Source organism: Bacillus sp. MRMR6 (assembly GCF_001940785.1).
In the GTDB taxonomy this organism is placed as follows: domain Bacteria; phylum Bacillota; class Bacilli; order Bacillales; family Cytobacillaceae; genus Neobacillus.
The window spans coordinates 137,989-151,069 of the sequence record NZ_MSLS01000004.1; the positions used below are offsets into that span (position 1 = coordinate 137,989).

Here is a 13,081-nt window from a genome sequence, read left to right on the forward strand (position 1 = left end):
TTTCTAGTACAAAACAGTTACTGTTCTTTTCCTAAACGATTAACGGTTTCAATAAACTCTGGATATTGTTTCGCGACCTTTTCATGCATTGGTTTTACGCTATCAATGAAGGCCGGAATATTTGGTTCAGAAAAGTTGACACCCTGTTCTTTTGCCTCTTTAATCGATTTTTCTGTTTGAACTGCCCATAATTCGCGTTGCTTCAAACTCAATTCACGTAACTCATTATCTAAAATTTCTTTTTGGTTACTTGTTAGTTTATTTAAGGTTTTTGTATTTACAATTAATACGTCAGGTGCAAATAAGTGCCTCGTGTTAGAAAACTCTTTCGCTACTTCCGCATGTTTATTAACGGTTAAAGCCAATTCGTTATTTTCTAAACCATCAATAACGCCTTGTTGAAGTGCACCATATACCTCTCCCCAGTCAAGAGGGGTAGGATTTCCTCCCATTAAACTTACCATTTCCATTAAGGTAGGAGATGCCAATGTTCGCATTTTTAATCCTTTTAAATCAGAAGGCTCTGTGATTGGGGTGTTCTTTGTATAAAAGCTGCGGGCTCCGGCGTCAAACCATGTTTTAACTACGAAGCCTATTTCAGCTGTTTGAGGAAAAATCTCCTCTTGCATATACTCACTGTCCATCATCCGATAGTAATGTGCTTTATCACTAAATAAATAAGGGACGCTGAACAAAGAGTACATTTTTTCATAAGATTCAATTGTCGATACACCCGTAGACACCATATCGACTGCTCCAAACTGAACTAACTCTAGTACTTCACGGTCAGACCCAAGTACACCGCTAGAGTAGACTTTTGCTTTCATTGATCCTTGTGAGTTCTCCTCGATTTTCTTTGCAAATTCTTTTAATGCAATAACGGTTGGGTGTGTATCTGGTTGATTACTAGAAATAATAAACTCAAATGATTTATCTTCAACCACATCACTGGCTGATGTAATGGATGAACAGCCACTAATTATGCCCAATAATAAGAGTAGACTCATTAAAACACCAAGATTTTTCTTGTTTTTCATCTATATATTCCTCCATTCTATTATCTTAAAAATATCTGACCTATGTTTTTTATAGATTTCCTGTTAGACCAATTAGTAACATGTATACTTCAATAAGTAATCGTTTTCATTGCCAACCTCTGCAAGGGATATTACTCAACAATTTATCATTATTTCTGCTAAGACTTTATTCTGAAGATTATTCCACTTAATTTTTGAAAATGTTAACGTTAACAAAATTAAAAACAATAAATAAAAACAGTTTTGGTAAGGATGATCCTGCTTGTTTCTTAAGATTTTGGTAAATTATCTTGAGGTTATGAATGGAATGTTAACGTTAACAAAATTCGTTAACAATAAAACTCACTACCTAAAACTGAACGGTGAATGCCAGTTTTATAAAATTTTATCTATACTCAATCAGTTCGTCTTGCACCCTTTCTTTCTTTTTTATTTGTACAACCGAATGTACATCTTAAGTACTTTTATATTACCAGATTGGATTCGTGTAAGATAGTATATTTTCAATTTGTTGAATTTAAGACATAATTTAACGAGATAATGTGTAAACCAATCCAAAACATATACTATGAGGGTGGGGATGTAGGCGTGCCACTTCACTTCTTTGAATTAACAAAATTAGGTTAGATTTAGTCAGTTCATGTTATAAGAACTGTTGATTAAATTGGTTTCCTGCTCTATACTTTTTGAATATGAGTGAAGATAGGTGAACCCATGAACAAGTCAAAAGGTACGATTGAAGCAGAAATTAGTAAGAGCATCACGCAGTGGGAGAAAGATTTTCTCGGGCGCGGTCCCATATCTGTCAAGACCGATATATTTAAAGATATGATTATCGTGACGTTAAAAGGCATTCTTACCCCTGCTGAGTATGAGGTTTGCAGAACAAAAGAGGGTATTTTATCGATAAAGAAAATCCGTTCTGAAATGGTTGAATTAGGTTTGGTAGATCTAACTAAAATGATTCAAAACATAACGGGGCATGAAGTGAAAAGTTTCTTTACTGACCTGAGCACTCGAACAGGTGAAAGAATAATGATCTTTAAATTGCATACTGACTATGAAAAGAGCTTTTAATATAGAAATGGATTGACACCCTAATGAATTGGGCTTATAATCATGAACAATGCAGATGGCTTTTGCTAATGTCTATTTGACAAGGGGAAAAGAAATCAATTAAAGCCTACTATAATCATATAATTTTTGTGGTTGCTAACGTAAACACTATATGTGAGTACAGAAGAGACCAACGCTGATGAACTATTCCATCACCGTTGGTCTCTTCTTTTTTTGATTTTGATTATTCTGAAAAAACGGGAGGGAATACGATTGAATCGATGGTTAGTAGTTTTAGGGGCAGTGCTCATTCAATTAAATTTGGGGGCTGTGTACGCTTGGAGTTTGTTTAATCAGCCTCTTATTGATAAATTTGGCTGGGCGCGAGAGGATGTAGTTGTCACTTTTTCCATTACCGTTGCTGTATTTGCATTCGTTACCATTTTTGCAGGCAGGCTTCAGGACAAAAAAGGTCCTAGGTGGGTTGCGACGATAGGCGGTATATTACTTGGAATCGGGGTAATATTAGCCAGTCAAGCAACGACTCTTTTTCAACTATATTTCTTTTATGGGGTCATTGGTGGTATCGGTATTGGTATGACGTATGTTTGTCCACTTTCAGCATGTGTAAAGTGGTTCCCTGATAAACGAGGGTTTATAAGTGGTGTAGCGGTTGCTGGGTTTGGATTAGGAGGGCTCATCTATAAGCCAATCATCAGCAATTTGATTGAGCTTACAGGAGTATCGGACTCGTTTATTTATATCGGTATTATTTATTTGGTATTGGTTGTTGCAGGGGCTCAATTATTAAAAAACCCGCCAGCAGACTATCAATTGCAAGTTGGTCAACCAGGCTCTGATGTAGATAAAGAAGGACAATATACAGCGAAACAAATGGTTGGAACCTATCAATTTTATTTATTATGGGCGATGTTTTTATTTGGCAGTGTCTCAGGTCTTATGGTCATCAGCTTTGCGGTGGATATCGGTGTTGACTTGGCTCAGTTAAGTCTTGAACAAGCTGGAAATGCAGTGATGATGATTGCTTTATTTAATGCAACAGGCCGAATTGCTTTAGGGAAATTATCTGATCGGTTTGGACGAATGAATACATTGATCGTAAGCTATGCTGTAACAGCTCTTGTCATGTTTTATATGAGTACCGGAGTATTGAATTATCCGTTGTTTTTACTAGCTGTTTCATTAATCGGCTTTTGCTTCGGCGGCTTTTTGGCGCTTTTCCCATCCGTAACAGCGGATTACTATGGTACGAAGAATATGGGAAGTAATTATGGCTTTATGTACCAAGCATACGGTCTATCAGCTTTTGTTGGACCACTGGTTGTAAAGGCACTGCCTTTCACACAAGCTTTTCTGCTCGCTAGTCTTCTCTGTATCTTGGCCATTGTTATGGCTAGATTTGTGAAAAAGCCAGAGATTGTCCTTGCTGAAAGACTAAAAGAGGGAAGAGGGGTAATTGCAAATTAGCTAATCATAAGTTATTTGTTGGAAGCTCTTATTCCCATGAAGGATTTTTTTAATAAAAAGCCTTATATCATAAAAATACAAGGGAGGGTCATCTAGTGATGACCCTCCCTTTTCTAATTGGAAATATATTTATTTTAGGAAAAATTTCACATTTTAAATCTCTCTACTAGTCTTAAATTCCTGATTTATAATGAACTAGCACCATTCTAAAGATTCAATTTTCTGAAGATGATAACTATTCTGTTTCATTTATCCCCGCTATCATTTAAAATTTATCTCGAGTCCCGAAATAAAAGAAATACATAAAGTTAATTGGGACAAACATTTAGGAGGGATTTTATGAAAAAGAAGTTTTCAAAAGTCATCTTACCAACAGCGCTGGCTCTAACTGTAAGTGTATCTTCTGCTGCCTTCGCAAATCCGCAATCAACACCAAACGGACCTTACATTGAAGACAACCAGAATATTTCATTATCAAGCTATATGTCAAACGAGGAATTAGCAAAGAAGCTTCAAAAGCTTGAAGCCTCCTCAAAGGGAAAGATGAAGCTTGAAATCGCCGGTTATTCTAACCTCGCTCCTGATGGCTATCAAACAGAAGCGGACAAGGGCGAACCAATCTATGTAGCAAAATTCGGAGACAATGATCCGAACAAGAAGCGAATTCTGATTACCGCTCAAATTCACGGAAATGAACAGATTGGTGCCGAAGCAGCCATTGATATCATTCAAAAGCTTTCTTCTAATGGAGCGGAAGTCGAAGAAATCTTAGAAAACGTATCGGTCTGGATTATGCCTCGTATTAACCCAGAAGGATCAGATAATCTATTCGACGGTAAGTGGTATCCGACTCGATATACGCATCAGACTTGGCTGCCAGAAAACATTGGCCTGCCAACTGAAACAGTAGCACCATGGTATTACAACAGCGATGGCAGTGAAAGAGCTCAAAATAATGACGGTCGTGTCGTTTATGGTATCCCTGGTTACGACCAGAACAGGGATTATAATCCGAACCTCGATTTCAGAGTGGAGAACCAGAATCTTAGTGAGGTTGCAGAATTCTTAAATTCAAGGGCAACAAATAACAGTAATTATGGCGGTTTTTATGTCACAGCAGAAGCACGCACTGTTACAAGTGTTTTCCAGGAATTCCAACCGGACGTATTTGTGGATGTGCATCACCGCGGTTTCAATACGGTTTCCGATGAAGATAATCGCTCGGTACCTGTCCAGTTTGCAGCGGTAGTCGCTGATCCATATACAGATCCATTTACGGGTAAACAATATGAAGTGGATGAGGATGTCCTGAAGCTTGGAAAACAAGTAAATGCCCTATCGGCACTAACACTGCAAAAAGGTCAATCTCATTTTGGTGCAGTTCAAAAATATCCGGATGTGAACTTGCCGGGTACTGCTCTTGGTGCATTCGCATTAAACGATACCGCCATCATGCTGATTGAAATTAAAGGCCAAAGCCAAACTCTGGGACAAAAGCAGGCAGGTATGCTGAAGGAAACGGTAACTCAACCACTATTTGCAGTCTTTAAGGGACTAGCCGATAGTTCTATTCACGATGTTGATACAAAAGTTTATGATGATATCCCAGAATCAACAAACCGAATCACCGATCCAACTACTAGGGATTAATAACTAAGGGGATAAAAGGACAATCTGAATACCACTGGAGAAAATTATGTTTTATAGATGTTCGGATTTGACAGTATTTTAATGGAATTAACAGAGGCAAAACTTATTGGACATGTCTAATAAGTTTTGTTTTTTTCAATTTCCACTATTTATATCTTATCGTACTAAAAAAACATTTCTACTATTATCGGAACTCCATATATATAAGAGTAAAAAGCTAACAGGAGTAGAAATCCTTGGACAAACAAAATAGCAGGTTTAGATGGGTCGTTTTTGCGTCTGTATTGTTTACCTATTTGTTAATGGCAAGCCAGCGGACTGCTCCTGGTTTGATTACCGATCAGTTGATGAGGGATTTTAGTGTAACAGCATCAACGATTGGGCTGCTGACAAGTATTCAGTTTTTAGTCTACACAGGCTTACAAATTCCAATGGGGCTTTTGGCTGATCGTTTTGGGCCTAATTTTTTTCTCATCATTGGCTCCTCTCTTACAGGTGTTGGTACCATCCTTTATAGTCTTGGAACCCATGAAGTTATCCTGTTTTTTGCTAGAATACTTACTGGCATAGGAGATGCGACCATCTGGGTCAATATGGTGTTAATTTTGAGTCAATGGTTTAAGGGGAAAGAATTTGTCCGATTAATTGGCTGGGCGGGGATGACTGGGAGTTTAGGTTTCCTTTTAGCGACTGTCCCTTTCTCAGCCTGGATTGACATACTAGGGTGGAGGGGTGCATTTCTTTCAGCGGGAATGGTTTTATGTCTGTGTGGTATTCTCCTTTATTTTGTCCTAGTAAAAAAACCAAAACAATTCCAAATAATATCCGCAGAAAATGAGAAAAATCGCGAAAATACGTTAGATTTATTACGAAGAATCTTTAGGAACCGGCAAGCCTGGGCTTTATTCTTTTGTCACTTTGGTGTTGTTGGGGCTTATATAGGGTTTATTGGTTCATGGGCAGTGCCGTATGGAATGACTATGTATGGAATGTCGCGCTCGGATGCCAGTCAGCTGGTCATGATTGGTCTTATTGGTGCACTGATAGGGGCTCCGCTAGCAAGCTGGATTTCAAGTCGTTTAGGAACCATTAAACAACCTTATGTTGCTGTTCATTTTACAATCTTATTGTGTTGGGCAGCCTTTCTCTTATTTAAAGGGAGTCCACCATACTATTTGCTAATTGCACTTTTTTTTATTATTGGCTTTGGCTTTGGGGCAAGTGCGTTAACCTTTGCAGTCGTTCGTCAGACGTTTCCAATTAGTGAGTCGGGCATTGTCTCTGGATTTGCGAACACGGGAGGATTTCTAAGTGCTGTTCTCCTGCCAAGCATTTTTGGTATGATATTGGATCATTTTGCTTCAGGAAGTATTGGTAAAGGATATTATTATAGTTTCATTACACCGGTTATTTTTTCGATCATCGGTTTGCTAGGAGTGGCGTCGATTAAGGAGAGGATGCAAGGGGACGGTTCTACTGCTTCAAGGAAGCAGTAGAACCGTCCCTTTGCCCTTTTAAAGAATATTATCTAAACTTCTCGGGGAACTGTTTCACGATTCCTGTTGAGATGGCATCTGACATGATGATGATATGTGTTACCCCTTCATCTATCGCAGTAATCCTTGAATCCCAATCTTTTACTAGGCTTGCGGATAAGTCATTTGTCACCAATTCTAAATGTCTATACAGCAACTTCTTTAGGTCTACCATTTTTAAATTAGGGTTGGCACCGCTGAGGAATGCCGCTAGATCGTCAGCATTTCTATGCCATTCTTTGTCTAGCTGCTTAACCATGTCTCCCTTACCAGCTTTAGCTGCATCTACAATCTTTCCGGCAATCACAATATGCTCTTTAAGTAAATCAGTTAGTTTTTTCCCAGCATCTTCGCCGTATATCGGCTTGATTGCGTTACCGATATCCTCTTGATTTCTTAGAAGCCTTGCGAGCACCTGTTTCTGGTCCTCAGATCCTGCTGTTGTGGCACTGGTAATATAGTTGCTCGTCCATAATACATGATCAAACCAAAGTCTTCTAAATTCATTGTGGAACTTTACCTCTGATAGGGTAATGGATTGTTTCTGGGGTGCTGCATGGGCGTTGTTTGCTCCAACTTGTATGTTAAACAGAAACATCAAACTTAGTCCCATTACTAATAATTTTTTCATCAAACCTGCTCCTTTTAAAAGTATAAGTTTCCTTTATATTATTGATAAATTGAGATTATACATTCATATCTGTATGCGAATATTTTGGGTGCACAGGGACGGTTCTACTGCACGCTTTTTATGTTGTGGACCCATCCCTGTGTCCTTTCCGAAGATAACCAAAGTTCGGACAAAGGTGACTTAGATCACTGCGCTTGTCCGAAGATAGCTCAAATTCGGACGAAGTTTCCCCTTAATCTTCCAAGAACATCTAAGTGGACATTCGATCCTGTAATTTAGAGTACAACAGCAAATTATATATAAAATCCCTAATATTGGATATTTTTCCATAAACTTTACGATAATAGAGAGGAAAATAGAAGTGAAGAAATGAATGGTTAAGGTAGCAATATTTTATAAGAAAACTAGGAGGTACATATGGGAAGATTAGTTCATTTCGAAATCCATGTAACAGATATGGAGCGGGCAAAGAAGTTTTACGGTGATGTGTTCGGGTGGTCCTTCCAGGATTGGACGGAATATGCGGGTATGCCTTATTACGGGGTAGTAACCGGTGATGAAAATGAACCAGGGATCAATGGGGCTTTGATGCAGCGTCAAAGTGCTCCGCCTGAACCAAACCAAGCAATAAATGGGTATTCCTGTACAATGGGTGTGGAAGATTACGATCAAGCGGAAGCAAAAATCTTAGAGAACGGCGGCCAGGTTGCCATGCCGAAGTACGCTCTTCCAGGAATGGCTTGGCAAGGGTACTATCTTGATACAGAAGGCAATGTTTTCGGAATTCATCAGCCGGATGCGAACGCAAAATAAAGGTATAAGAAGATAATGTAGAAAGGCGGAATACTCTGCCTTTCTTTTTCTTGTGACTTTGAAGAATATTTAAATGACACCATCATTTTCCTAATGTAGGATAATAATAGTTACAACTAGGAGGGGTATTCATGTTACATATTGGCATTATTGGTTTAGGGGCAATTGGCCAACGTCTAATTAACCAGTTCAGAGAACATCCACAGGTTGAAATTGCAGCTGTATGTGACACTTTGGAGTCACTCGCAAAAGCAACAGCAAATGAGCTTGGGAAAGTACATTTTTATACGGACTATAAAAACATAATAGCTGATCGGCAAGTAGACCTTGTCTATGTGGCGGTTCCGCCGAAATATCATCATCAGATTGTAATGGATGTTTTAAAGGCCAAGAAGCATGTCTTATGTGAGAAACCTTTGGCCAATTCTTTAGAAGAGGCAAAGGAAATGGCTGAGGCGGCCGAAAAAGCAGGTGTCATTCACTCGATGAACTTCCCGCTGAATTATGGTCAGGCAGCAGCAAAATTTGCTGAATTGATAGGTGAAAATTATACAGGCAAGCTGCGAAGGTTACAGCTTATGATGCAATTTCCAGAATGGCCGCGCTTGTGGCAAAAGAATGATTGGGTTGGCGGGAGAGAACAAGGGGGTTTTGTTTTAGAAGTGGGTGTCCACTTTATTCAACAAACCTTAAAGCTATTTGGCGAGGTTAAAAATATCCAAACACGGTTGGAATTGCCAGATGATCTAGAAAAATGTGAGACTGGCATTATCGCAACCGCAGAGCTTGCTGACGGGACGCCTTTCTTAATTGAGGGCTTAAGTCAAATTGCCGGAAAAGAATATATTGGCTTTACGGCGTTTGGCACAGAAGGGATCTTGTCTCTTGAAAACTGGGGCGAATTAAGGGGAGGAAAAAGTGGTGAGGACATAAAGGACATCTCCTTTGAGGAAGTAACACCAAACCGCTTAATTGATGAACTAGTAAAAGCAGTTAATGGTGAAGACGCAGAGCTCTATGATTTTACAGCAGGTTATCAAGCTCAAAAGATGCTGGAAGCTCTTCGGAAACGATAAGACCCTAAAAATGCTTGTGTAGTTTGAAGGAGAATGGGTAGATTCCATCACTATGAAATTAACAAAAGAATATGGGTCGTAATACCTTTAAACCGATTTGAAATATTTGTACATTGTGTGTTAAAACACACATCTGCTATTCTAGTACTGTGCTATTCTTTTTATATATAACTTTTGGAGGTTAAGAGCTATGCAACTTACATTGGAAAATCCTGAAAATACCAAAAGTGAAAGTCTGCCATTCTCGAGGAACAATCCATTTCAAGCGAAGGTTCTGAAAAATAGTAATTTGAATGGAACAAGTTCTAGCAAGGAAACGAGACATATAGAGTTATCATTACAAGGTTCAGGCCTTTCTTATATGCCTGGGGATGCACTTGGAATTATCCCTGAAAATGATCCAGAGCTTGTGGCTTCCCTTCTTACAGAAATGGAGTGGAATGAGGAAGAGCTTGTTATTGTTAATAAACAGGGCGATACACAGCCACTTAAAGAAGCATTAACAACCTATTTTGAAATTACACTGCTGACGAAAAAGATTTTACAACAGGCAGCTGCCTTTACAGAAAACGAAGAGCTACAAAATCTAGTGTTAGTTGAAAACAGTAACCGACTAAAGGAATATTGCAATGGGCGTGATTTACTTGATTTGTTCCGTGATTTTGGCCCATGGAAGGCATCTGCTCAAGAAATCGTTTCTTTATTAAGAAAAATGCCTCCGCGCCTCTATTCCATTGCAAGCAGTATTGCCGCTAATCCAGAGGAAGTTCATCTAACAATTGGTGCAGTACGCTATTTGGCACATGCTCGTGAGCGCAAAGGGGTTTGTTCTATTTTATGTGCTGAACGTATTCAGGAAGGTGATACGGTTCCTGTATTTGTTCAAACCAATAAGCATTTCCGATTGCCGGAGTCTCAGGATAAAGATATCATTATGGTGGGTCCTGGAACCGGTATTGCGCCTTTCCGTTCGTTTATACAGGAACGAGCAGTCAACCCGAAAGCTGGACGTTCATGGCTGTTTTTTGGGGACCAGCATGCGGCATCTGATTTCCTCTATCAAGACGAATTGGAAAACTATCAGCAGGATGGAGTTTTAACTAGAATTGACTCTGCATTCTCTCGTGATACGTCTCAAAAAGTTTATGTTCAACATAAAATGCTTGAAAATAGCAAGGAACTATTTGAGTGGCTTGAAAATGGAGCTTATTTCTACGTTTGCGGGGATAAAGAATACATGGCAAAGGACGTAAACGAAGCACTGATTACTGTGATTGAAAATGAAGGTTCATTAGATCGCGATGCAGCTGAAGCGTATCTTAAAGATTTGCAGAAGCAAGGACGTTACCTACGCGATGTGTATTAATTGAAAAAGGTAACATCCTCTTAAATAGAAATCCTTCGAATCGTTTGGTTCGGAGGATTTCTTTGTATTTAAGGTTATTTTCAAATGAATACTGTGTTTTGAGTTGTGAAAAGGTTATGAACGAAAGAGTTCACATGATATTATAAAAAGGGTTATTTCAACATTAGTGGATTAGATTTCAGCAGAAAATATATGATCTCAAAACATACAGGAGACGGAAATGAACAAATATAAACAAACCTTAATAAAAAATATTAGAAAACAGCTTGAGGCATGGTTAAACGAACCCGGGACTATCGATCATACTGAATTATACAGATTTCTTCACTCCATTATTGGTACCGCTGCCACCATCGGCTTAGACCGGGCCGGTGATACGGCACAATCTTTAATGGGCCAATTAGAGGAGAGTGAGCAGAGAGAATGGTCAAAGGCAGAGCTGCAACAATTTTTATTGCCCTTAATCTCGAACTTTTATTATGAGGAATACACAAATATAGATGAAATAATCGGACAAAGGCAAGAGATAAAATTAAAAAAACTAATCGTATTAATCGATGATGATACCAGTTTAATCATGTATTTAAAAGATGTTCTAGAAGAAAATGGCTGGTCTGTAATCGCTATCGCAGACCCGGAGCGAGCGGTTCTTGCCATTAACAAATTGAATCCGGATTGCGTCATCATTAATTTCCAGATAAATGGTGATCGCGGTCAAGAGGTATTGATGAGTTTGAGGGGTATTATGGAGCAGCCCCATATTCCGGTTGTTATGATGAGTAATGGTCTTTCGAAGGAGATAAGATCTGATAGCTTTCGAAATGGTGCGGATGATGTGATAGTGACTTCTATTGAGATTGGAGAGTTAATAGTAAGAATCAAGCGGCAGCTGGAGAGAAAACGTGCGATTGATGAATTAATACATCAAACAAAGAATATCTTAGGCAATCAAAACCGAAATAATAAAAAGATCATCAATGTTGGGGTTGTGGATGATGACCCTATTATCCAAACAATGCTTACAGACTTAATTAGTAAGAGTAAGATGATTGAAGAATTTACGTTAAACATCAAATCCTTTACGGATGGTATGGAATTTTATGACTCAAAATGGTATCTCGAAAGTGAACACCCGTATTTGATAATCCTTGACGGGATGATGCCGCGAATGGATGGTTTAGAAGTTCTTCAAATGCTAAGGGATTTGCCGAACCAAGAAAAATACACCATTATCATGCTTACAACACGGAAAAGCGGCCAAGACATAGCAAGGGCGATACAACTAGGAGCAGATGATTATATTACAAAGCCCTTTAAGCTATTGGATTTAGAATCCCGTCTAGGCCACTTAATCAAAAGGGTGAAGTAAATGATTGAAATCACGTTAGTTACCCTTTTCATCCTATTCCTTGCTATGTTATTTATTCAAACGAGCCTTTTTTTGTATTTGGCTGTGAAAAAATACTTTAATAACAAAATAAAGCAAAGAATAATTCAATTAAAAGAAGAAATCCGCTTAGATATGTTTCATTATTTGCAATCGGGAAATGGTGGACTGTTAGAGCTTAAGCCAGAAGGGGAAAAGCTTCAAGCAGTGATAGAGCTTTTAGGTGAATTTTCTAATGTTCTTGATGATTCAGATGTTAAGGACAGGATTCGGATATTGGCAAAGGAAAACTTAACACATTATATTAAGCGAGAACTTAATAAACAACGCTGGAGTCTTAGGATTAACGCTCTATATTTGGTTGAGGTTTTCTATATGGACCATTTATTACCTACTTTACACAGAGTATATCAAAAACGCCGGACGACCATTGCTGAAAAAACGCAAATTATCAAACTATTGGCTAACTTCAATGACCCTAAAACGCTTCAGTATTTAAAAGACATCCATCAGAGTTTATCGGAATTTTCGCTGTTATCCATCCTATTAACGATTGAGGAAGATACGCTTAATCAATTTTTAGAGGATTTTAATGAATACCCTAAAAAAATCCAATACATGTTGATCGAAACGATTGGGAAAAACCAAATGATTAATAAGCATAATCTCTTACAGAAGCTGCTTAAAGAAGATGATGAGGAATTACGAATTCGTGCCTTAAAAGCGTATGCGAATTCAGGAGTTCCGATTGATACAAAGCTAATTGGACCGTTCTTTGATTCTGAAAATTGGCAGATTCGAATGATGGCTGCAAAGGTATCAGGGGTTCAACGATTAGAGCAATACAAGGACCGGCTGATCAGCCAATTGTCCGACCGCGAATATGTGGTTCGTGCGGAAAGTGCGAAGGCAATTCTAAGGTTTAAAGATGGTGAATCTACTTTGCAAAATGTAATAGAAGAAACAAGCGATTCCTTTGCAAAAGATATGGCAATAGAATGGCTAGAGAAAGGGCGTGGTCATTATTCCTATTAATTGGTCT

Annotated in this window: 11 protein-coding genes; 9 read left to right on the forward strand and 2 right to left on the reverse strand. The window is 38.5% G+C overall.

The window, feature by feature from the left end:
* Nucleotides 1–17: 17 nt before the first annotated feature.
* The gene (locus tag BTR25_RS06455) at nucleotides 18–1,037 is read right to left on the reverse strand and encodes a TRAP transporter substrate-binding protein (protein ID WP_075687244.1); all 1,020 of its coding nucleotides are present in this window, start codon (nucleotides 1,035–1,037) and stop codon (nucleotides 18–20) included.
* 714 nt (nucleotides 1,038–1,751) lie between these two features.
* Between BTR25_RS06455 and BTR25_RS06460 the strand changes: the two genes are divergently transcribed.
* The 4 genes from BTR25_RS06460 (at nucleotide 1,752) to BTR25_RS06475 (ending at nucleotide 6,727) form a co-directional block, all read left to right on the forward strand.
* Nucleotides 1,752–2,114: a Na-translocating system protein MpsC family protein gene (locus BTR25_RS06460; RefSeq protein ID WP_075687245.1), complete on the forward strand. Its 363-nt coding sequence runs from the start codon at nucleotides 1,752–1,754 to the stop codon at nucleotides 2,112–2,114.
* Nucleotides 2,115–2,366: 252 nt separating this feature from the next.
* A complete protein-coding gene (locus BTR25_RS06465; protein WP_075687246.1) occupies nucleotides 2,367–3,581 on the forward strand; it encodes an L-lactate MFS transporter in 1,215 nt (404 codons plus the stop codon).
* Between the two features lie 339 nt (nucleotides 3,582–3,920).
* Nucleotides 3,921–5,231: a M14 family zinc carboxypeptidase gene (locus BTR25_RS06470; RefSeq protein WP_075687247.1), complete on the forward strand. Its 1,311-nt coding sequence runs from the start codon at nucleotides 3,921–3,923 to the stop codon at nucleotides 5,229–5,231.
* A 236-nt stretch (nucleotides 5,232–5,467) separates the two neighbouring features.
* Nucleotides 5,468–6,727 (forward strand): MFS transporter, encoded by a 1,260-nt coding sequence (locus tag BTR25_RS06475; protein ID WP_075687248.1) that lies wholly within the window; start codon nucleotides 5,468–5,470, stop codon nucleotides 6,725–6,727.
* Between the two features lie 28 nt (nucleotides 6,728–6,755).
* Here BTR25_RS06475 and BTR25_RS06480 read toward each other — a convergent pair whose 3' ends face one another.
* Nucleotides 6,756–7,397, reverse strand: a complete 642-nt coding sequence (locus BTR25_RS06480) for a glycosyltransferase (RefSeq protein ID WP_075687249.1) — start codon at nucleotides 7,395–7,397, stop codon at nucleotides 6,756–6,758.
* Nucleotides 7,398–7,814: 417 nt separating this feature from the next.
* Here BTR25_RS06480 and BTR25_RS06485 point away from each other — a divergent pair, with 417 nt between their 5' ends.
* From BTR25_RS06485 to BTR25_RS06505, 5 genes are all read left to right on the forward strand, one after another.
* A complete protein-coding gene (locus BTR25_RS06485; RefSeq protein WP_075687250.1) occupies nucleotides 7,815–8,210 on the forward strand; it encodes a VOC family protein in 396 nt (131 codons plus the stop codon).
* A gap of 131 nt (nucleotides 8,211–8,341) precedes the next feature.
* The gene (locus BTR25_RS06490) at nucleotides 8,342–9,286 is read left to right on the forward strand and encodes a Gfo/Idh/MocA family protein (RefSeq protein ID WP_075687251.1); all 945 of its coding nucleotides are present in this window, start codon (nucleotides 8,342–8,344) and stop codon (nucleotides 9,284–9,286) included.
* Nucleotides 9,287–9,476: 190 nt separating this feature from the next.
* Complete coding sequence (locus BTR25_RS06495; protein WP_075687252.1) at nucleotides 9,477–10,652, forward strand: sulfite reductase subunit alpha; 1,176 nt, start codon at nucleotides 9,477–9,479, stop codon at nucleotides 10,650–10,652.
* Nucleotides 10,653–10,872: 220 nt separating this feature from the next.
* Entirely contained in the window at nucleotides 10,873–12,021 is a 1,149-nt protein-coding gene (locus BTR25_RS06500) for a response regulator (protein ID WP_075687253.1), read from the forward strand.
* On the forward strand, nucleotides 12,022–13,074 hold the full coding sequence (locus tag BTR25_RS06505; protein WP_075687254.1) for a HEAT repeat domain-containing protein: 1,053 nt from the start codon (nucleotides 12,022–12,024) through the stop codon (nucleotides 13,072–13,074).
* The last annotated feature ends 7 nt before the right edge of the window (nucleotides 13,075–13,081 follow it).